This is a genomic window from Pseudomonas sp. 06C 126 (assembly GCF_001855215.1).
Classification (GTDB): Bacteria; Pseudomonadota; Gammaproteobacteria; order Pseudomonadales; family Pseudomonadaceae; genus Aquipseudomonas; species Aquipseudomonas proteolytica.
Map to the genome: position 1 here is coordinate 16,108 of NZ_MIFU01000084.1, position 17,299 is coordinate 33,406.

Consider the following 17,299-nt stretch of genomic DNA (forward strand, 5'->3'; position numbering starts at 1 on the left):
TAATTTTGCGAGGGCTTTATGGCTCGTACTACTCCGATTAGCCGCTACCGTAACATCGGTATCGTTGCTCACGTGGATGCTGGTAAAACCACCACCACCGAGCGCGTACTGTTTTACACCGGCAAAAGTCACAAAATGGGCGAGGTGCATGATGGCGCCGCGACCACAGACTGGATGGTTCAGGAGCAGGAGCGTGGTATTACCATTACTTCTGCTGCTATTACCGCCTTCTGGAAAGGTTCTGCCAAACAGTACAAAGACGAGCATCGCTTCAACGTAATCGATACCCCGGGCCACGTTGACTTCACTATTGAAGTTGAACGTTCCCTGCGTGTACTCGACGGCGCGGTTGTTGTGTTCTGCGGTACTTCGGGTGTTGAGCCTCAGTCGGAAACCGTATGGCGTCAAGCCAACAAGTACGGTGTTCCGCGTCTTGTCTATGTAAACAAGATGGACCGTGCTGGTGCGAACTTCCTGCGCGTGATCGGTCAGATCAAGCAGCGTCTGGGTCACACTCCGGTGCCAATCCAATTGGCTATCGGTTCCGAAGACAACTTCCAGGGCCAGATCGATCTGATCACCATGGAAGCCGTCTACTGGAATGACGCCGACAAAGGTATGGTTCCTGTTCGCAAGCCTATCCCTGCAGAGTTGCAGGAACTGGCTGACGAGTGGCGCAATAACCTGGTTGAGGCTGCTGCCGAAGCCAGCGAAGAGCTGATGAACAAGTACCTCGAAGGTGAAGAACTCACCAACGTGGAAATCAAGGCCGCTCTGCGTCAGCGTACTATTGCTGGTGAGATCGTCTTGGCTGTTTGCGGTTCTTCCTTCAAGAACAAGGGTGTTCCCCTGGTTCTCGACGCCGTTATCGACTACCTGCCTGCTCCAACCGACATTCCTGCTATCAAGGGTACCAACCCTGATAACGAGGAAGAAGAGATGGAGCGTCATGCTGACGACAGCGAGCCGTTCTCGGCTCTGGCGTTCAAGATCGCTACTGACCCATTCGTGGGTACTTTGACCTTCGTCCGCGTTTACTCGGGCGTGTTGGCCTCCGGTGACGGCGTGATCAACTCGGTTAAAGGCAAGAAAGAGCGCGTGGGTCGTATGGTGCAAATGCACGCAAACGCCCGCGAAGAGATCAAGGAAGTGCGCGCTGGTGACATCGCGGCCCTGATCGGCATGAAGGACGTCACCACTGGTGAGACTTTGTGCGACGCTGCTAAGCCAATCATCCTGGTTCGCATGGACTTCCCGGAGCCGGTTATCTCGGTTGCCGTAGAGCCTAAGACCAAGGATGACCAGGAAAAAATGGGTATCGCTCTGGGCAAGCTTGCTCAGGAAGATCCATCTTTCCGCGTCAAGACTGATGAAGAGACTGGTCAAACGATCATCTCCGGCATGGGCGAGCTGCACCTGGACATCCTGGTTGACCGGATGCGCCGTGAGTTCAACGTCGAAGCCAACATCGGTAAGCCTCAGGTTTCCTATCGTGAGCGCATCACGAAGAACTGTGAAATCGAAGGCAAGTTCGTTCGTCAGTCCGGCGGTCGTGGTCAGTTCGGTCACTGCTGGATCCGTTTTGCTCCTGCTGACGAAGGTCAGGAAGGTCTGCAATTCGTGAACGAAGTAGTAGGTGGTGTGGTTCCTAAGGAATACATCCCTGCTATCCAGAAGGGCATCGAAGAGCAGATGAAGAACGGTGTTGTTGCCGGCTATCCGCTGATCGGCCTGAAAGCAACCGTTTTTGACGGTTCTTACCACGACGTCGACTCCAACGAGATGGCGTTTAAGGTGGCTGCTTCCATGGCAACCAAGCAACTGGCCCAGAAGGGCGGTGGTGAGTTGCTTGAGCCAATCATGGCGGTAGAAGTTGTTACACCTGAAGACTATATGGGTGATGTCATGGGCGACCTTAACCGTCGTCGCGGCATGATCTTGGGTATGGAAGACACGGTTTCCGGCAAAGTGATTCGCGCCGAGGTTCCGTTGGGTGAGATGTTCGGTTATGCGACCGACGTTCGTTCCATGTCCCAGGGTCGCGCAAGCTACTCTATGGAATTCAAAAAATACAACACAGCTCCGGCGCATATCGCTGAAACTGTATCCAAAAAACAAGGCTGATTCAGTCCTTTAGGCAAGGAGTTAATTGTCGTGGCTAAAGAAAAATTTGATCGTTCCCTACCGCACGTCAACGTTGGCACCATCGGTCACGTTGACCATGGTAAAACCACTCTGACTGCTGCTCTGACTCGCGTTTGCTCCGAAGTATTCGGTTCCGCAATCGTTGATTTCGATAAGATCGACAGCGCGCCAGAAGAAAAAGCTCGTGGTATCACCATCAACACCGCGCACGTTGAATACAACTCGCTGATCCGTCACTACGCTCACGTTGACTGCCCAGGTCACGCTGACTATGTGAAGAACATGATCACCGGTGCTGCCCAGATGGACGGCGCAATCCTGGTTTGCTCGGCCGCTGATGGTCCGATGCCACAAACCCGTGAGCACATCCTGCTGTCCCGTCAGGTTGGCGTTCCGTACATCGTGGTCTTCCTGAACAAGGCTGACCTGGTAGACGACGCTGAGCTGCTGGAACTGGTTGAGATGGAAGTGCGCGATCTGCTGAGCACTTACGACTTCCCAGGCGACGACACTCCGATCATCATCGGTTCTGCTCGTATGGCTCTGGAAGGTAACGACGAAAACGAAATGGGCACCACTGCCGTTCGTAAACTGGTTGAGACTCTGGACAGCTACATCCCAGATCCAGTTCGTGTTATCGACAAGCCGTTCCTGATGCCAATCGAAGACGTATTCTCGATCTCCGGTCGCGGTACTGTTGTAACTGGCCGTATCGAGCGCGGTATCGTCAAGGTTCAGGATCCACTGGAAATCGTTGGTCTGCGTGACACTACCGTCACCACCTGCACCGGTGTTGAAATGTTCCGTAAGCTGCTCGACGAAGGTCGTGCTGGCGAGAACTGCGGCGTTCTGCTGCGTGGTACCAAGCGTGACGACGTTGAGCGTGGCCAGGTTCTGGTTAAGCCAGGTTCGGTTAAGCCGCACACCAAGTTCGAAGCTGAAGTGTACGTGCTGAGCAAAGAAGAAGGCGGTCGTCACACTCCGTTCTTCAAAGGCTACCGTCCACAGTTCTACTTCCGTACTACCGACGTAACTGGTAACTGCGAACTGCCGGAAGGCGTTGAGATGGTAATGCCAGGCGACAACATCAAAATGGTTGTCACCCTGATCAAAACCATCGCAATGGAAGACGGTCTGCGCTTCGCTATCCGTGAAGGCGGCCGTACCGTTGGTGCTGGTGTTGTAGCTAAAATCATCGAGTAATTATCTCTTCTGAGGTAGCTCGGTTTTTTGAGAAGGCCTCCGCTTAGCGGAGGCCTTTTTTATTGGGTTGACACCTATCTGGGGCGTCTATAGAATTGCGCCTCCTTTTAACGGGCGTATTGCGCTCGCTGGGAATAGCAGCCGGAGTCTGAAATCCAATGCAAAATCAGCAAATCCGTATCAGGTTGAAGGCTTTTGACCATCGCCTGATCGACCAATCCACCCAGGAAATCGTGGAAACCGCGAAACGTACTGGGGCACAAGTGCGTGGTCCTATTCCACTGCCTACCCGCAAAGAGCGGTTCACCGTTCTGGTCTCCCCGCACGTCAACAAAGACGCGCGTGACCAGTACGAGATCCGTACTCATAAGCGCGTTCTGGACATCGTCCAGCCAACGGATAAAACCGTTGATGCTCTTATGAAGCTTGATCTGGCGGCCGGTGTGGAAGTACAGATCAGCCTCGGCTAAGACTCGGGTCTTAGTCGTGTAACGCTCTGAAATGGGCGGCCATAGCGGGTGAAAGCCCCGTACACTCATGAGGTTTACAACATGACTATTGGTGTAGTCGGTCGTAAATGCGGTATGACCCGTATTTTCACCGAAGAAGGTGTCTCCATTCCGGTCACGGTCATTGAGATCGAGCCGAATCGCGTCACCCAGTTCAAAACTGAAGAAACCGATGGCTATCGTGCAGTGCAAGTCACTGTCGGCGAGCGTCGTGCTTCGCGCGTGACTGCTGCTCAAGCAGGTCACTTCGCTAAAGCAAACGTTGCAGCTGGTCGTACTGTCATGGAGTTCCGTCTTGAAGATGGTGACTACCAGGCTGGCGATCTGATCAACGCTGAAATCTTCGCCGCTGGTCAACTGGTTGATGTAACCGGTCAGTCCAAAGGTAAAGGCTTCCAGGGTACGATCAAGCGTTGGAATTTCCGTGGCCAAGACAACACTCACGGTAACTCCGTTTCCCACCGCGTCCCGGGCTCTATTGGCCAGTGCCAGACTCCTGGTCGTGTATTCAAGGGCAAAAAAATGTCCGGTCATATGGGCGCTGAGCGCGTGACCGTGCAGTCCCTCGAAGTAGTGCGCGTCGACGCTGAACGCAATCTGTTGTTGGTCAAGGGTGCTGTTCCTGGCGCTACTGGCGGCAACCTGGTTGTACGTCCAGCGGCCAAGGCTCGCGGTTAAGGGGAAGCTGACATGCAATTAAATGTAAATGACGCTCAAGCGATCGAAGTTTCCGAACTGACATTTGGCGGCGAATTCAACGAGACGCTCGTTCACCAAGCAGTCGTGGCCTACATGGCCGGCGGCCGTCAAGGTAGCAAGCAGCAAAAGACCCGTTCCGACGTTCGTGGTGGCGGTAAGCGCCCTTGGCGTCAGAAAGGTACTGGCCGTGCTCGTGCCGGTACTATCCGTAGCCCAATCTGGCGTGGCGGCGGTACCACTTTCGCAGCTCGTCCACAGGATCACTCTCAGAAGCTCAACAAGAAGATGTATCGCGCAGCACTGCGCTCCATCCTTGCTGAACTCGTGCGTACTGATCGTCTGGTCGTGGTTCAGGACTTCGCTGTTGAAGGTCCAAAAACCAAAGATCTGCTGGGCAAGCTGAACAACATGAATCTGACCGACGTTTTGATCGTGTCCGAAGCTGTTGATCAGAACCTGTACCTGGCTGCTCGCAACCTGCCACACGTTGATGTACGTGACGTGCAAGGTTCCGATCCAGTTAGTCTGATCGCATACGACAAGGTGTTGATCACCGTGTCGGCCGTGAAGAAATTCGAGGAGCTGCTGGGATGAACCAGGAACGCGTATTTAAAGTTCTGCTTGGCCCGCACGTTTCCGAAAAGGCTACGGTTCTGGCTGACAAGAAAGGCCAGTTCGTTTTCAAGGTTGCAACTGACGCAACCAAGCTGGAAATCAAGAAGGCCGTCGAAAGCCTGTTCAGCGTGAAAGTAGAGCGTGTTACTACCCTGAATGTTCTGGGTAAGAGCAAGCGCACTGCTCGCGGTCTGGGCAAGCGTAATGACTGGAAGAAGGCAGTTATCTCCCTTCAGCCAGGCCAAGATCTCGATTTCAGCAGCAGTGCTGAGTAAGGAAGGGGTGCATCATGGCAATCGTTAAATGCAAACCGACTTCCCCTGGCCGCCGTTTTGTGGTCAAGGTGGTCAACCAGGAGCTGCATAAAGGCGCTCCTCACGCACCGCTGCTCGAGAAGAAATCGAAGACTGGTGGTCGTAACAACAATGGTCGTATTACCACTCGTCACATCGGTGGTGGCCATAAGCAGCATTATCGTCTGGTCGATTTCCGTCGCAACGACAAAGATGGCATCTCTGCCACTGTCGAGCGTATCGAATACGATCCAAACCGTACTGCTCACATCGCTCTGCTGCTGTACGCAGATGGCGAGCGTCGCTACATCATCGCGCCTAAAGGCGTGAGTGCTGGCGACCAGCTGATCGCAGGTGCCCTGGCACCGATCAAGCCGGGCAACGCTCTGCAACTGCGTAACATTCCAGTTGGTAGCACCGTACACGGCATCGAATTGAAGCCAGGTAAAGGCGCACAGATCGCTCGTTCCGCTGGTGCTTCGGCTCAGCTGATCGCTCGTGAAGGTGTCTACGTGACCCTGCGTCTGCGTTCTGGTGAGATGCGTAAAGTACTGGCTGAATGCCGTGCGACCCTGGGCGAAGTCTCGAACTCCGAGCACAGCCTGCGTTCGCTGGGTAAAGCTGGTGCCAAACGCTGGCGTGGCGTTCGCCCAACCGTTCGTGGTGTTGCCATGAACCCGGTTGACCACCCACACGGTGGTGGTGAAGGTCGTACCTCTGGTGGTCGTCATCCGGTATCGCCATGGGGCTTCCCGACTAAGGGCGCGAAGACTCGTGGTAATAAGCGTACCGACAAAATGATCGTCCGTCGTCGCAAGTAAATAGAGGGATACGACAGTGCCACGTTCTCTGAAAAAAGGTCCTTTTATTGATCTTCACCTACTGAAGAAGATCGAAGTGGCGGCGGAAAAGAACGATCGCAAACCAGTTAAGACCTGGTCGCGCCGTTCTATGATCCTGCCACAAATGGTCGGTTTGACCATCGCAGTACACAACGGTCGTCAACACGTCCCAGTTCTCGTTAACGAAGACATGGTCGGCCACAAACTGGGCGAGTTTGCCGGTACCCGCACTTACCGTGGGCACGTGGCAGACAAGAAAGCCAAGCGTTAAGGGGTTAGGAAATGGAAGTAGCCGCTAAGTTGTCGGGCGCTCGAATCTCCGCCCAGAAAGCCCGCTTGGTCGCCGACCAGATCCGCGGGAAGAAGGTGGGCGAAGCGCTCAACCTGTTGGCTTTCAGCAGTAAGAAAGCCGCCGAGATCATGAAGAAAGTGCTGGAGTCGGCCGTAGCCAACGCCGAGCATAACGAAGGCGCAGACGTTGATGATCTGAAGGTCAGCACCGTTTTCGTCAACGAAGGGCGTTCGCTGAAGCGTATCATGCCGCGTGCCAAAGGCCGTGCTGATCGCATCGTCAAGCGGTCTTGCCATATCACTGTCAAGGTTGCTGACAAGTAACGGAGTCGAAGAGATGGGTCAGAAAGTACATCCCATTGGCATTCGCCTGGGAATCGTCAAGGAGCACACCTCCGTCTGGTACGCAGACGGTCGGACTTATGCGGACTACTTGTTCGCTGATCTGAAGGTGCGTGAGTATCTCCAAGACAAACTAAAAAGCGCGTCCGTAAGCCGTATCGATATCCATCGTCCGGCTCAAACTGCACGTATCACCATCCACACCGCTCGTCCAGGTATCGTTATCGGGAAGAAGGGTGAAGATGTTGAGAAACTGCGTCAGGACCTGACCAAGCAAATGGGTGTGCCTGTGCACATCAATATCGAAGAGATCCGCAAGCCGGAGCTCGACGGTATGCTGGTTGCGCAGAGCGTAGCTCAGCAGCTGGAGCGCCGCGTAATGTTCCGTCGTGCTATGAAGCGCGCCGTGCAGAACGCAATGCGTATTGGTGCCAAGGGCATCAAAATCCAAGTGAGCGGTCGTCTCGGCGGTGCTGAAATCGCACGTACTGAATGGTATCGCGAAGGTCGTGTGCCGTTGCACACCCTGCGTGCCGACATCGACTATGCCAACTACGAAGCTCACACCACTTACGGTGTGATCGGTGTAAAGGTTTGGATCTTCAAAGGCGAAGTAATTGGTGGTCGCCAAGAAGAACTGAAACCACAAGCACCAGCGCCTCGTAAAAAAGCTGCTAAGTAAGGGGTACGCCAAATGTTGCAACCTAAGCGTACGAAGTTCCGCAAGCAGATGACAGGCCACAACCGTGGTCTGGCTCAGCGCGGTAGCAAAGTCAGCTTCGGCGAGTTCGCGCTGAAGTCTGTAGCTCGTGGTCGTCTCACCGCTCGTCAGATCGAGTCAGCGCGTCGTGCACTGACCCGTCACGTAAAACGTGGCGGCAAGATCTGGATCCGTGTATTCCCGGACAAGCCGATCTCCAAAAAGCCTCTCGAGGTTCGGATGGGTAAAGGTAAGGGTAACGTGGAATACTGGGTAGCCCAGATTCAGCCAGGCAAAGTCCTGTATGAAATCGAGGGTGTAACTGAAGAGCTGGCGCGTGAGGCTTTTGCCCTGGCTGCTGCAAAGCTGCCGCTCGCCACCGCCTTTGTTAAACGGACGGTGATGTGATGAAAGCGAATGAACTTCGTGAAAAATCCGCACAGCAGCTGAACGAGCAACTGCTCGGCCTGCTGCGCGACCAGTTCAATCTGCGTATGCAGAAAGCAACTGGCCAGTTGGGGCAGTCTCATCTGCTCTCGCAAGTTAAGCGTGACATCGCTCGCGTGAAGACTGTGCTCAACCAGCAGGCAGGTAAGTGATCATGGCTGAAGCCGAAAAGACTGTCCGTACGCTGACTGGCCGTGTTGTCAGCGACAAGATGGACAAAACCATCACCGTTTTGATCGAGCGTCGCGTTAAGCACCCGATCTACGGTAAATATGTTAAGCGTTCGACTAAGCTGCACGCGCACGACGAAACCAACCAGTGCCACATCGGCGACAAAGTCACTATTCGTGAAACTCGTCCGCTGGCCAAGACTAAGTCTTGGGCGCTGGTTGATGTTCTCGAACGCGCTGTGGAAGTCTAAGGACTAGGGGTCGGAGAAATTATATGATTCAGACTCAATCCATGCTCGATGTGGCCGATAACAGCGGCGCTCGCCGTGTTATGTGCATCAAGGTGCTGGGTGGCTCCCATCGTCGTTACGCTGGTATCGGTGACATCATCAAAGTTACCGTCAAGGAAGCAATTCCTCGCGGTAAAGTGAAAAAAGGCCAAGTGATGACTGCTGTTGTAGTCCGCACTCGTCACGGCGTACGTCGTGCTGATGGCTCCATTATCCGCTTTGATGGCAACGCTGCTGTTCTTCTGAACAACAAGCAAGAGCCGATCGGCACCCGTATCTTTGGGCCAGTGACCCGTGAACTTCGTACTGAGAAGTTCATGAAGATCGTCTCGCTCGCCCCAGAAGTGCTGTAAGGAGATCCGACATGCAAAAGATTCGTCGTGACGACGAGATCATCGTGATCGCCGGCAAAGACAAAGGTAAGCGCGGTAAGGTGCTGAAGGTTCTTGCTGATGACCGTCTGGTCATTGGTGGTCTGAACCTGGTCAAGCGTCATACCAAGCCTAACCCCGCGTCGGGCGTACAGGGCGGTATCGTCGAGAAAGAAGCGCCATTGCACGCTTCTAACGTCGCCATCTTCAACGGCGAAACCAACAAGGCTGATCGCGTTGGTTTCAAAGTAGAAGACGGTAAGAAAATTCGTGTCTTCAAGTCGACCCAAAAAGCGGTTGATGCTTGAACACTGCTAGGTAGATAAGACCATGGCACGACTAAAAGAGATTTACCGGAAGGAAATCGCTCCGAAGCTTAAGGAAGAACTTAAGCTTTCGAACGTGATGGAAGTTCCGCGCGTTACCAAAATCACCCTGAACATGGGTCTGGGCGAAGCGATCGGTGACAAAAAAGTCATCGAGCATGCTGTTGCTGACCTGGAAAAGATCACCGGTCAAAAAGTCGTTGTGACTTACGCTCGGAAATCCATCGCTGGCTTTAAAGTCCGTGAAGGTTGGCCGATCGGTGTCAAAGTGACTCTGCGCCGTGAGCGTATGTACGAGTTCCTGGATCGTCTGCTGTCGATCTCCCTGCCTCGGGTTCGCGACTTCCGCGGCCTGAATGCCAAGTCCTTCGATGGTCGTGGTAACTACAGCATGGGCGTGAAAGAGCAGATCATCTTCCCGGAAATCGACTACGACAAGATCGATGCTCTCCGCGGTCTGGACATCACCCTGACCACCACTGCCAAGAACGATGATGAAGGCCGCGCTCTGCTGCGTGCGTTCAAATTCCCGTTCCGCAACTGATTGGAGTAGGACCATGGCCAAGATGAGCATGAAAAACCGCGAGCTGAAGCGTCAGCTCACGGTTGCCAAGTACGCCAAGAAGCGTGCAGCACTGAAAGCTATCATCGTTGATCTGAACGCAAGTCCAGAAGCGCGTTGGGAAGCTACAGTAGCTCTGCAGAAGCAGCCACGTGACGCAAGCGCCTCGCGCATGCGTAACCGCTGCCGCCTGACCGGTCGTCCACACGGCGTTTACCGCAAGTTCGGCCTCGGCCGTAACAAACTGCGTGAAGCGGCAATGCGTGGTGACGTACCAGGTCTGGTTAAAGCCAGCTGGTAAGTACTTTCGAAGTCCAGGTGGCCAGGATCGCAAGATACTGACCACCGGTGGCCTAGAATCTGGAACAAGCCCCTTTTGGGGCTTGTTTCATTTCCGGAGTGTGTCTAAAATACGCGGCTCGCCTGAGCCCGTGTGTTTTATGCTCGGAGATTCTCGGTGACATATGTAGCCGCAAGGCTAATTTTTTTGTATTAGGAGCGTCTAGCCCATGAGTATGCAGGACCCGTTAGCGGACATGCTAACTCGTATCCGTAATGCCCAGATGGCTGAAAAGTCCGTCGTAAGCATGCCATCTTCCACGTTGAAGGTAGCTGTCGCCAAAGTCCTGAAAGACGAAGGCTACATTGCGGGTTATCAGATCAGCAGCGAAATCAAGCCACTGCTGTCCATCGAGCTGAAGTACTTCGAAGGCCGTCCGGTCATCGAGGAAGTGAAGCGCGTTAGCCGTCCAGGTCTGCGTCAGTACAAGTCCGTTGAAGATCTGCCGAAAGTTCGTGGCGGTCTCGGTGTGTCTATCGTCTCCACCAACAAAGGTGTGATGACGGATCGTGCTGCGCGCGCTGCCGGTGTCGGCGGCGAAGTTCTTTGCACTGTGTTCTAAGGGGGGATAAGCATGTCTCGCGTCGCTAAGAACCCCGTTAAGCTGCCAGCCGGTGTCGAAGTAAAATTCGCAGGCCAACAGCTTTCGGTGAAGGGTGCCAAGGGTACTCTTGAACTGAACATCCATTCGTCCGTTGAGATCGTTGAAGAAGCTGGTGAGCTGCGTTTCGCTGCTCGCAATGGCGATCAACAAACTCGCGCAATGGCCGGTACCACGCGTGCGTTGGTAAACAACATGGTCCAAGGCGTAAGCCAAGGCTTCGAGCGTAAGCTCCAGCTGGTCGGTGTTGGTTACAAAGCGCAAGCAAAAGGCACGGTTTTGAACCTGGCCCTTGGCTTCTCGCACCCAGTGGATTACGAACTGCCGGAAGGCATCACCGCTGAAACTCCTAGCCAGACCGATATCCTGATCAAGGGCATCGATAAGCAGCTGGTAGGTCAAGTGGCTGCCGAGATCCGCGACTTCCGTCCACCAGAGCCGTACAAAGGCAAAGGTGTGCGCTACGCGGACGAAGTCGTCCGTCGTAAAGAAGCCAAGAAGAAGTAGGGCATAGCAAATGACCGACAAAAAAGTTACTCGACTGCGTCGCGCTCGCAAAGCACGCCTGAAAATGCACGAACTCGAAGTCGTGCGTCTCTGCGTGTTCCGCTCGTCGCAGCACATCTACGCCCAGGTCATCTCGGCCGACGGCAACAAAGTCCTGGCAAGCGCCTCGACTTTGGATAAAGAACTGCGTGATGGTGCCACTGGCAACATCGACGCGGCCACTAAGGTTGGCCAGCTGGTCGCTACGCGTGCTAAGGCCGCTGGCGTCTCGCAAGTGGCTTTCGACCGCTCTGGCTTCAAGTACCACGGCCGCGTTAAAGCGCTGGCTGATGCTGCTCGTGAAGCTGGGCTGGAGTTCTAAGTTATGTCAAATAACGACCAAAAGCGCGACGAAGGCTACATTGAGAAGCTGGTTCAAGTTAACCGCGTAGCCAAGACCGTTAAAGGCGGCCGTATCTTCACCTTCACCGCGTTGACCGTGGTTGGTGATGGTAAGGGCCGTGTTGGCTTCGGCCGTGGCAAGTCGCGTGAAGTGCCTGCTGCGATCCAGAAGGCAATGGAAGCTGCTCGTCGCAACATGATCCAAGTTGACCTGAACGGCACCACCCTGCAGTACGCAATGAAGTCTGCCCATGGCGCTTCGAAGGTGTACATGCAGCCTGCCTCTGAAGGTACCGGTATCATCGCTGGCGGCGCTATGCGTGCTGTCCTCGAGGTTGCTGGCGTTCAGAACGTTCTGGCCAAGTGCTACGGCTCGACTAACCCGGTAAACGTGGTTCACGCCACTTTCAAAGGTTTGAAAGCTATGCAATCTCCTGAATCCATTGCCGCCAAGCGTGGCAAAAGCGTCAAGGAGATCTTCTGATCATGGCTACCGTTAAAGTAACGCTGATCAAAAGCATGACCGGCCGCATCCCTAACCACAAATTGTGCGTTAAGGGTTTGGGTCTGCGTCGCATCGGTCACACTGTAGAAGTCCAGGATACTCCCGAGAATCGCGGGATGATCAACAAGGCTTACTACATGCTGCGTGTCGAGGGTTAATCGATGAAACTCAATGATCTGAGTCCAGCGCCGGGTTCCCGTCGCGAAAAGCATCGTCCGGGCCGTGGTATCGGTAGCGGTTTGGGTAAGACTGGTGGCCGTGGCCACAAAGGTCAAACCTCCCGCTCCGGTGGCACCATCGCTCCAGGCTTTGAAGGCGGTCAACAGCCGCTGCATCGTCGCCTGCCGAAGTTCGGTTTCGTTTCCCTGAAGGCCATGGATCGCGCAGAAGTGCGTTTGTCCGAACTGGCTAAAGTGGAAGGCGACATCGTTACTCTGCAGACCCTGAAAGATGCCAACGTGATCAACGTCAACGTACAGCGTGTGAAAATCATGCTGTCCGGTGAAGTGACTCGCGCTGTCACTATCGGCAAGGGAATCGGCGCCACCAAAGGTGCGCGTTCGGCTATCGAAGCAGCTGGCGGCAAGTTCGAGGAATAAATGGCTAAGCAAGGTGCTCTCTCAGCGCTCGGCAAAGGCGGTATGTCTGAACTTTGGGCTCGTCTGCGTTTTCTGTTCCTGGCGATTATCGTCTACCGAATAGGCGCACACATCCCGGTTCCAGGTATCAACCCGGACCGACTCGCAGACCTGTTTCGACAGAATGAGGGGACCATTCTTAGCTTGTTCAACATGTTTTCCGGCGGCGCGCTGGAGCGGATGAGCATCTTTGCACTGGGGATCATGCCGTACATTTCGGCATCGATCATCATGCAGTTGATGAGCGCCGTCAGCCCGCAGCTGGAGCAGTTGAAGAAGGAAGGTGAAGCTGGTCGTCGCAAGATTAGCCAGTACACCCGCTACCTCACTGTCGTTCTTGCTCTTGTCCAGGCTGTTGGCATGTCCATCGGTCTGGCAGGGCAGGGCGTAGCGTTCACTGGTGACTTTGGCTTCCATTTCGTCGCGGTAACCACATTTGTGGCTGGTGCGATGTTCATGATGTGGCTGGGTGAGCAGATTACTGAGCGTGGTGTTGGCAACGGTATCTCGATGTTGATTTTCGCAGGTATCGTCGCCGGTCTTCCGAGGGCAATCGGGCAGTCTTTCGAGTCTGCACGTCAGGGTGATATCAATATCTTCGCCTTGGTTGCCATCGGTTTGCTGGCAGTAGCGATTATCGGTTTTGTGGTGTTCATTGAGCGTGGTCAGCGTCGTATTGCTGTTCACTACGCCAAGCGTCAGCAGGGCCGCAAGGTCTTCGCTGCGCAGACCAGCCACTTGCCGCTGAAAGTGAATATGGCCGGTGTTATTCCTGCTATCTTCGCGAGCAGCATTTTGCTGTTTCCGGCTTCGTTGGGTGCCTGGTTCGGTCAGTCTGAAGGTATGGGCTGGTTGCAGGACATCTCGCAGTCGATCGCTCCTGGTCAGCCGTTGAATATTCTGCTGTTTAGTGCAGGGATTATTTTCTTCTGCTTCTTCTATACGGCGTTGATGTTCAATCCGAAAGACGTAGCGGAAAACCTGAAGAAGTCCGGTGCCTTTATTCCGGGTATTCGTCCGGGCGAGCAGTCGGCGCGCTACATTGATGGCGTTCTGACCCGTTTGACCCTGTTCGGTGCTCTATATATGACGGCCGTGTGCTTGTTGCCCCAGTTCCTGGTGGTTGCAGCCAACGTTCCGTTCTACCTTGGCGGGACCTCGTTGCTGATCGTCGTCGTGGTTGTGATGGACTTCATGTCCCAAGTACAATCGCACCTCGTTTCGCACCAGTACGAATCCCTGATGAAGAAAGCCAACCTGAAGGGCTACGGCAGCGGCATGTTGCGCTGAGTACCCCATAAGGTTCGAGGAGTTGGTGATGAAAGTTCGTGCATCGGTGAAAAAGCTGTGCCGTAACTGCAAGATTATTCGCCGCGAAGGTGTTGTTCGAGTAATTTGCAGCGCGGAACCGCGTCACAAACAGCGCCAAGGCTGAGTGTGATCCGCTTGAAGCCCGGCAGCTAGTGCGCTGCCGGGTTGATTATTTGTTATTACAGCGATATTATCTCGCGCCCTATTTCTTGGCTTCCGGGGCGTAGGTAGCTGTCAATTGGAGTCCCACTGAATGGCCCGTATTGCAGGCGTTAACATTCCAGATAACAAGCACACTGTTATCTCGCTGACCTACATCTATGGTGTTGGTCGCACTACTGCGCAGAAAATTTGCGCAGTTGCTGGGGTAAACCCAGCCGCTAAGATCAAGGATCTGAGCGACGAGCAGATTGAATTGCTGCGTGGCGAAGTGGCGAAGTTCACCACTGAAGGTGACCTGCGTCGCGAAATCAACATGAAAATCAAGCGTTTGATGGACCTCGGTTGCTATCGCGGTCTGCGTCATCGTCGTGGTCTTCCAGTACGCGGTCAGCGTACCAAGACTAACGCGCGTACCCGTAAAGGTCCGCGTAAGCCGATCCGCAAGTAATCGCCCCAGCGAATCGACAGGAAAATTATCATGGCAAAACCTGCTGCTCGTCCTCGTAAAAAAGTTAAAAAGACAGTGGTTGATGGCATCGCCCACATCCATGCATCTTTTAACAACACCATCGTGACCATCACCGACCGTCAAGGTAACGCGCTTTCTTGGGCTACCTCTGGTGGTTCGGGTTTCCGCGGTTCCCGCAAGTCCACCCCGTTTGCTGCTCAAGTAGCTGCTGAACGTGCTGGTCAAGCTGCGCTGGAATATGGCCTGAAAAACCTCGACGTTAACGTCAAGGGTCCAGGTCCAGGTCGTGAGTCTGCTGTCCGTGCTTTGAACGGCTGTGGCTATAAGATCGCCAGCATCACCGACGTGACGCCAATCCCGCACAACGGGTGCCGTCCGCCGAAGAAGCGCCGCGTGTAATCCAGGAGATTGTAAAGAATGGCTCGTTACATTGGTCCAAAATGCAAACTCGCTCGTCGCGAAGGCACCGATCTCTTTCTGAAGAGCGGCGTGCGCGCGATCGAATCGAAGTGCAACATTGAAGCAGCACCTGGTATCCACGGCCAACGCCGCGGTCGCCAGTCCGACTACGGCACCCAACTGCGTGAAAAGCAGAAGGTCCGTCGTATCTACGGCGTTCTCGAGCGTCAGTTCAGCGGCTACTACAAAGAAGCTGCTGGCAAGAAAGGTGCAACCGGTGAAAACCTGCTGCAACTGCTCGAATGCCGTCTGGACAACGTTGTATACCGTATGGGCTTTGGTTCGACTCGTGCCGAATCCCGTCAGCTGGTATCGCACAAATCCGTCAGCGTAAACGGCCAAACCGTTAACGTCCCGTCCTACCAGGTTCGTGCTGGTGACGTGGTCGCGATTCGCGAGAAAGCAAAAAACCAACTTCGCATTGTCCAAGCTCTCGATCTGTGTGCCCAACGTGGCCGCGTAGAATGGGTAGAAGTAGACACTGAGAAGAAGTCGGGCGTTTTCAAGAACGTTCCTGCTCGCAGTGATCTGTCCGCCGACATCAACGAAAGCCTGATTGTCGAGCTCTACTCCAAGTAAGGGCTAGAAAATAGGTGCATCCATGCAGATTTCGGTAAATGAGTTCCTGACACCCCGCCACATTGATGTGCAGGTTGTCAGTCCAACCCGCGCCAAGATCACTCTCGAGCCTCTCGAGCGTGGTTTTGGCCACACCCTGGGCAACGCGCTGCGCCGCATCCTGTTGTCCTCAATGCCCGGCTGTGCAGTAGTCGAGGCCGAGATTGACGGTGTGCTCCACGAGTACAGCGCCATCGAAGGTGTACAGGAAGACGTAATTGAAATCCTGTTGAACCTTAAAGGTCTGGCTATCAAGCTGCACGGCCGTGACGAAGTTACGCTGACCTTGTCGAAGAAGGGTTCGGGGGTGGTTACCGCTGCCGATATTCAGCTGGATCATGATGTCGAGATCGTTAACCCCGATCACGTAATCGCTAACCTGGCGTCTAACGGCGCTTTGAACATGAAGCTCACCGTAGCTCGTGGTCGTGGTTATGAACCGGCCGACTCGCGTCAGAGCGATGAAGACGAAAGCCGCAGCATTGGTCGCTTGCAGCTTGACTCTTCGTTCAGCCCGGTTCGCCGCATCGCATACGTGGTGGAAAACGCCCGTGTCGAGCAGCGTACTAACCTGGACAAGCTGGTTATTGATCTGGAAACCAACGGTACTCTGGATCCTGAAGAGGCTATTCGCCGCGCTGCAACCATTCTGCAACAGCAGTTGGCTGCGTTCGTCGACCTCAAAGGTGACAGCGAACCAGTGGTAATCGAGCAGGAAGACGAGATCGATCCGATCCTGCTTCGCCCGGTTGACGATCTGGAACTGACTGTACGTTCGGCTAACTGCCTTAAGGCGGAAAACATTTACTACATCGGTGACCTGATCCAGCGCACCGAAGTAGAACTGTTGAAGACTCCGAACCTGGGCAAGAAATCCTTGACTGAAATCAAGGACGTTCTGGCCTCCCGCGGTCTGTCCCTCGGCATGCGCCTCGACAACTGGCCGCCTGCAAGTCTTAAGAAGGACGACAAGGCGACTGCCTGATCGTCGTAATCACCGAACGTGAGTTTGGTAAGGAATGAACCATGCGTCATCGTAAAAGTGGTCGTCACCTGAGCCGTACCAGCTCGCACCGCAAGGCCATGTTTCAAAACATGGCGGTGTCGCTGTTCGAGCACGAGCTGATCAAAACTACACTGCCGAAAGCCAAAGAACTGCGTCGCGTTGCTGAGCCGCTGATCACTTTGGCCAAGACAGACAGCCTGGCTAACCGCCGTCTGGCTTTCGACCGTACCCGTTCGAAAGCTATCGTTGGTAAGCTCTTCAACGACCTGGGCAAGCGTTATGCTACCCGTGAGGGTGGCTACCTGCGCATCCTCAAGTGCGGTTTCCGCACTGGCGACAACGCGCCTATGGCGTACGTCGAGTTGGTTGATCGTGCTACTGCTGGCGAAGCTGTATCCGCCGAGTAAGACGACAGTCTGCTACGAAAAACCGGGCCTAGTGCCCGGTTTTTTGTGGGCGATAGAAAAGCCCATGGCGGGTCTTGATTGAATTTTGGC

General features: G+C 54.3%; 30 protein-coding genes. All 30 read left to right on the forward strand.

Annotation, left to right across the window (positions count from 1 at the left end; genetic code table 11):
• Positions 1 to 18: 18 nt before the first annotated feature.
• The 30 genes from fusA to rplQ all read left to right on the forward strand — a co-directional run bounded on the left by fusA (position 19) and on the right by rplQ (position 17,209).
• Entirely contained in the window at positions 19 to 2,124 is a 2,106-nt protein-coding gene (gene fusA, locus BHC62_RS13460; RefSeq protein ID WP_029299268.1) for an elongation factor G, read from the forward strand.
• A gap of 30 nt (positions 2,125 to 2,154) precedes the next feature.
• Positions 2,155 to 3,348, forward strand: coding sequence for an elongation factor Tu (gene tuf, locus BHC62_RS13465; protein WP_029299269.1), 1,194 nt, complete (start codon positions 2,155 to 2,157; stop codon positions 3,346 to 3,348).
• A gap of 158 nt (positions 3,349 to 3,506) precedes the next feature.
• The gene (gene rpsJ, locus BHC62_RS13470; RefSeq protein ID WP_003186070.1) at positions 3,507 to 3,818 is read left to right on the forward strand and encodes a 30S ribosomal protein S10; all 312 of its coding nucleotides are present in this window, start codon (positions 3,507 to 3,509) and stop codon (positions 3,816 to 3,818) included.
• An 81-nt stretch (positions 3,819 to 3,899) separates the two neighbouring features.
• Complete coding sequence (rplC, locus tag BHC62_RS13475) at positions 3,900 to 4,535, forward strand: 50S ribosomal protein L3 (protein WP_003194649.1); 636 nt, start codon at positions 3,900 to 3,902, stop codon at positions 4,533 to 4,535.
• 12 nt (positions 4,536 to 4,547) lie between these two features.
• The gene (gene rplD / locus BHC62_RS13480; RefSeq protein ID WP_029299292.1) at positions 4,548 to 5,150 is read left to right on the forward strand and encodes a 50S ribosomal protein L4; all 603 of its coding nucleotides are present in this window, start codon (positions 4,548 to 4,550) and stop codon (positions 5,148 to 5,150) included.
• A complete protein-coding gene (rplW, locus tag BHC62_RS13485; RefSeq protein ID WP_002555488.1) occupies positions 5,147 to 5,446 on the forward strand; it encodes a 50S ribosomal protein L23 in 300 nt (99 codons plus the stop codon). Before rplD ends, rplW begins: the two co-directional genes overlap by 4 nt.
• Before the next feature lie 14 nt (positions 5,447 to 5,460).
• A complete protein-coding gene (rplB, locus tag BHC62_RS13490) occupies positions 5,461 to 6,285 on the forward strand; it encodes a 50S ribosomal protein L2 (RefSeq protein WP_003176423.1) in 825 nt (274 codons plus the stop codon).
• Positions 6,286 to 6,301: 16 nt separating this feature from the next.
• Positions 6,302 to 6,577, forward strand: coding sequence for a 30S ribosomal protein S19 (gene rpsS, locus BHC62_RS13495; RefSeq protein WP_002555486.1), 276 nt, complete (start codon positions 6,302 to 6,304; stop codon positions 6,575 to 6,577).
• Positions 6,578 to 6,588: 11 nt separating this feature from the next.
• Positions 6,589 to 6,921 (forward strand): 50S ribosomal protein L22, encoded by a 333-nt coding sequence (gene rplV, locus BHC62_RS13500; RefSeq protein ID WP_003103908.1) that lies wholly within the window; start codon positions 6,589 to 6,591, stop codon positions 6,919 to 6,921.
• 13 nt (positions 6,922 to 6,934) lie between these two features.
• Positions 6,935 to 7,621, forward strand: a complete 687-nt coding sequence (gene rpsC, locus BHC62_RS13505; RefSeq protein ID WP_003176422.1) for a 30S ribosomal protein S3 — start codon at positions 6,935 to 6,937, stop codon at positions 7,619 to 7,621.
• A 12-nt stretch (positions 7,622 to 7,633) separates the two neighbouring features.
• The gene (gene rplP / locus BHC62_RS13510; RefSeq protein WP_003232424.1) at positions 7,634 to 8,047 is read left to right on the forward strand and encodes a 50S ribosomal protein L16; all 414 of its coding nucleotides are present in this window, start codon (positions 7,634 to 7,636) and stop codon (positions 8,045 to 8,047) included.
• Complete coding sequence (gene rpmC / locus BHC62_RS13515; protein ID WP_002555481.1) at positions 8,047 to 8,238, forward strand: 50S ribosomal protein L29; 192 nt, start codon at positions 8,047 to 8,049, stop codon at positions 8,236 to 8,238. Before rplP ends, rpmC begins: the two co-directional genes overlap by 1 nt.
• A 2-nt stretch (positions 8,239 to 8,240) precedes the next feature.
• A complete protein-coding gene (rpsQ, locus tag BHC62_RS13520) occupies positions 8,241 to 8,507 on the forward strand; it encodes a 30S ribosomal protein S17 (RefSeq protein ID WP_003176419.1) in 267 nt (88 codons plus the stop codon).
• Positions 8,508 to 8,530: 23 nt separating this feature from the next.
• Positions 8,531 to 8,899 carry a 50S ribosomal protein L14 gene (rplN, locus tag BHC62_RS13525; protein WP_002555479.1) on the forward strand — a complete coding sequence of 123 codons (369 nt, stop codon included), beginning with the start codon at positions 8,531 to 8,533 and terminating at the stop codon, positions 8,897 to 8,899.
• 11 nt (positions 8,900 to 8,910) lie between these two features.
• Positions 8,911 to 9,225, forward strand: coding sequence for a 50S ribosomal protein L24 (gene rplX / locus BHC62_RS13530; RefSeq protein ID WP_029299388.1), 315 nt, complete (start codon positions 8,911 to 8,913; stop codon positions 9,223 to 9,225).
• Positions 9,226 to 9,247: 22 nt separating this feature from the next.
• Complete coding sequence (gene rplE / locus BHC62_RS13535; RefSeq protein ID WP_003210069.1) at positions 9,248 to 9,787, forward strand: 50S ribosomal protein L5; 540 nt, start codon at positions 9,248 to 9,250, stop codon at positions 9,785 to 9,787.
• Between the two features lie 13 nt (positions 9,788 to 9,800).
• Complete coding sequence (gene rpsN / locus BHC62_RS13540) at positions 9,801 to 10,106, forward strand: 30S ribosomal protein S14 (protein ID WP_003176414.1); 306 nt, start codon at positions 9,801 to 9,803, stop codon at positions 10,104 to 10,106.
• 208 nt (positions 10,107 to 10,314) lie between these two features.
• Positions 10,315 to 10,707: a 30S ribosomal protein S8 gene (rpsH, locus tag BHC62_RS13545; RefSeq protein ID WP_017848802.1), complete on the forward strand. Its 393-nt coding sequence runs from the start codon at positions 10,315 to 10,317 to the stop codon at positions 10,705 to 10,707.
• Positions 10,708 to 10,719: 12 nt separating this feature from the next.
• Entirely contained in the window at positions 10,720 to 11,253 is a 534-nt protein-coding gene (gene rplF, locus BHC62_RS13550; RefSeq protein WP_003176412.1) for a 50S ribosomal protein L6, read from the forward strand.
• A 10-nt stretch (positions 11,254 to 11,263) separates the two neighbouring features.
• A complete protein-coding gene (gene rplR / locus BHC62_RS13555; protein ID WP_003186037.1) occupies positions 11,264 to 11,614 on the forward strand; it encodes a 50S ribosomal protein L18 in 351 nt (116 codons plus the stop codon).
• Positions 11,615 to 11,617: 3 nt separating this feature from the next.
• The gene (gene rpsE / locus BHC62_RS13560; RefSeq protein ID WP_003186035.1) at positions 11,618 to 12,118 is read left to right on the forward strand and encodes a 30S ribosomal protein S5; all 501 of its coding nucleotides are present in this window, start codon (positions 11,618 to 11,620) and stop codon (positions 12,116 to 12,118) included.
• Positions 12,119 to 12,120: 2 nt separating this feature from the next.
• Positions 12,121 to 12,297: a 50S ribosomal protein L30 gene (gene rpmD, locus BHC62_RS13565; RefSeq protein WP_003176408.1), complete on the forward strand. Its 177-nt coding sequence runs from the start codon at positions 12,121 to 12,123 to the stop codon at positions 12,295 to 12,297.
• A 3-nt stretch (positions 12,298 to 12,300) separates the two neighbouring features.
• Positions 12,301 to 12,738 carry a 50S ribosomal protein L15 gene (gene rplO / locus BHC62_RS13570; RefSeq protein WP_016969471.1) on the forward strand — a complete coding sequence of 146 codons (438 nt, stop codon included), beginning with the start codon at positions 12,301 to 12,303 and terminating at the stop codon, positions 12,736 to 12,738.
• A complete protein-coding gene (gene secY, locus BHC62_RS13575; protein ID WP_018612224.1) occupies positions 12,739 to 14,067 on the forward strand; it encodes a preprotein translocase subunit SecY in 1,329 nt (442 codons plus the stop codon).
• Between the two features lie 28 nt (positions 14,068 to 14,095).
• Positions 14,096 to 14,212 carry a 50S ribosomal protein L36 gene (rpmJ, locus tag BHC62_RS27430; protein ID WP_002555468.1) on the forward strand — a complete coding sequence of 39 codons (117 nt, stop codon included), beginning with the start codon at positions 14,096 to 14,098 and terminating at the stop codon, positions 14,210 to 14,212.
• 129 nt (positions 14,213 to 14,341) lie between these two features.
• Positions 14,342 to 14,698 carry a 30S ribosomal protein S13 gene (rpsM, locus tag BHC62_RS13580; RefSeq protein ID WP_024077676.1) on the forward strand — a complete coding sequence of 119 codons (357 nt, stop codon included), beginning with the start codon at positions 14,342 to 14,344 and terminating at the stop codon, positions 14,696 to 14,698.
• Positions 14,699 to 14,728: 30 nt separating this feature from the next.
• Complete coding sequence (gene rpsK / locus BHC62_RS13585) at positions 14,729 to 15,118, forward strand: 30S ribosomal protein S11 (RefSeq protein WP_002555466.1); 390 nt, start codon at positions 14,729 to 14,731, stop codon at positions 15,116 to 15,118.
• An 18-nt stretch (positions 15,119 to 15,136) separates the two neighbouring features.
• Positions 15,137 to 15,757 (forward strand): 30S ribosomal protein S4, encoded by a 621-nt coding sequence (gene rpsD, locus BHC62_RS13590; protein WP_003210056.1) that lies wholly within the window; start codon positions 15,137 to 15,139, stop codon positions 15,755 to 15,757.
• 22 nt (positions 15,758 to 15,779) lie between these two features.
• Positions 15,780 to 16,781 carry a DNA-directed RNA polymerase subunit alpha gene (gene rpoA, locus BHC62_RS13595; protein ID WP_003176403.1) on the forward strand — a complete coding sequence of 334 codons (1,002 nt, stop codon included), beginning with the start codon at positions 15,780 to 15,782 and terminating at the stop codon, positions 16,779 to 16,781.
• Between the two features lie 41 nt (positions 16,782 to 16,822).
• Positions 16,823 to 17,209 (forward strand): 50S ribosomal protein L17, encoded by a 387-nt coding sequence (gene rplQ / locus BHC62_RS13600; RefSeq protein WP_007918448.1) that lies wholly within the window; start codon positions 16,823 to 16,825, stop codon positions 17,207 to 17,209.
• The last annotated feature ends 90 nt before the right edge of the window (positions 17,210 to 17,299 follow it).

Bases quoted from the DNA above. Each gene is read 5' to 3' on its own strand.
- fusA (WP_029299268.1), top strand. From the start codon at position 19: ATGGCTCGTACTACTCCGATTAGCCGCTACCGTAACATCGGTATCGTT.
- rpsJ (WP_003186070.1), top strand. From the start codon at position 3,507: ATGCAAAATCAGCAAATCCGTATCAGGTTGAAGGCTTTTGACCATCGC.
- rplC (WP_003194649.1), top strand. From the start codon at position 3,900: ATGACTATTGGTGTAGTCGGTCGTAAATGCGGTATGACCCGTATTTTC.
- rplD (WP_029299292.1), top strand. From the start codon at position 4,548: ATGCAATTAAATGTAAATGACGCTCAAGCGATCGAAGTTTCCGAACTG.
- rplW (WP_002555488.1), top strand. From the start codon at position 5,147: ATGAACCAGGAACGCGTATTTAAAGTTCTGCTTGGCCCGCACGTTTCC.
- rplB (WP_003176423.1), top strand. From the start codon at position 5,461: ATGGCAATCGTTAAATGCAAACCGACTTCCCCTGGCCGCCGTTTTGTG.
- rplV (WP_003103908.1), top strand. From the start codon at position 6,589: ATGGAAGTAGCCGCTAAGTTGTCGGGCGCTCGAATCTCCGCCCAGAAA.
- rpsC (WP_003176422.1), top strand. From the start codon at position 6,935: ATGGGTCAGAAAGTACATCCCATTGGCATTCGCCTGGGAATCGTCAAG.
- rplP (WP_003232424.1), top strand. From the start codon at position 7,634: ATGTTGCAACCTAAGCGTACGAAGTTCCGCAAGCAGATGACAGGCCAC.
- rpmC (WP_002555481.1), top strand. From the start codon at position 8,047: ATGAAAGCGAATGAACTTCGTGAAAAATCCGCACAGCAGCTGAACGAG.
- rpsQ (WP_003176419.1), top strand. From the start codon at position 8,241: ATGGCTGAAGCCGAAAAGACTGTCCGTACGCTGACTGGCCGTGTTGTC.
- rplN (WP_002555479.1), top strand. From the start codon at position 8,531: ATGATTCAGACTCAATCCATGCTCGATGTGGCCGATAACAGCGGCGCT.
- rplX (WP_029299388.1), top strand. From the start codon at position 8,911: ATGCAAAAGATTCGTCGTGACGACGAGATCATCGTGATCGCCGGCAAA.
- rplE (WP_003210069.1), top strand. From the start codon at position 9,248: ATGGCACGACTAAAAGAGATTTACCGGAAGGAAATCGCTCCGAAGCTT.
- rpsN (WP_003176414.1), top strand. From the start codon at position 9,801: ATGGCCAAGATGAGCATGAAAAACCGCGAGCTGAAGCGTCAGCTCACG.
- rpsH (WP_017848802.1), top strand. From the start codon at position 10,315: ATGAGTATGCAGGACCCGTTAGCGGACATGCTAACTCGTATCCGTAAT.
- rplF (WP_003176412.1), top strand. From the start codon at position 10,720: ATGTCTCGCGTCGCTAAGAACCCCGTTAAGCTGCCAGCCGGTGTCGAA.
- rplR (WP_003186037.1), top strand. From the start codon at position 11,264: ATGACCGACAAAAAAGTTACTCGACTGCGTCGCGCTCGCAAAGCACGC.
- rpsE (WP_003186035.1), top strand. From the start codon at position 11,618: ATGTCAAATAACGACCAAAAGCGCGACGAAGGCTACATTGAGAAGCTG.
- rpmD (WP_003176408.1), top strand. From the start codon at position 12,121: ATGGCTACCGTTAAAGTAACGCTGATCAAAAGCATGACCGGCCGCATC.
- rplO (WP_016969471.1), top strand. From the start codon at position 12,301: ATGAAACTCAATGATCTGAGTCCAGCGCCGGGTTCCCGTCGCGAAAAG.
- secY (WP_018612224.1), top strand. From the start codon at position 12,739: ATGGCTAAGCAAGGTGCTCTCTCAGCGCTCGGCAAAGGCGGTATGTCT.
- rpmJ (WP_002555468.1), top strand. From the start codon at position 14,096: ATGAAAGTTCGTGCATCGGTGAAAAAGCTGTGCCGTAACTGCAAGATT.
- rpsM (WP_024077676.1), top strand. From the start codon at position 14,342: ATGGCCCGTATTGCAGGCGTTAACATTCCAGATAACAAGCACACTGTT.
- rpsK (WP_002555466.1), top strand. From the start codon at position 14,729: ATGGCAAAACCTGCTGCTCGTCCTCGTAAAAAAGTTAAAAAGACAGTG.
- rpsD (WP_003210056.1), top strand. From the start codon at position 15,137: ATGGCTCGTTACATTGGTCCAAAATGCAAACTCGCTCGTCGCGAAGGC.
- rpoA (WP_003176403.1), top strand. From the start codon at position 15,780: ATGCAGATTTCGGTAAATGAGTTCCTGACACCCCGCCACATTGATGTG.
- rplQ (WP_007918448.1), top strand. From the start codon at position 16,823: ATGCGTCATCGTAAAAGTGGTCGTCACCTGAGCCGTACCAGCTCGCAC.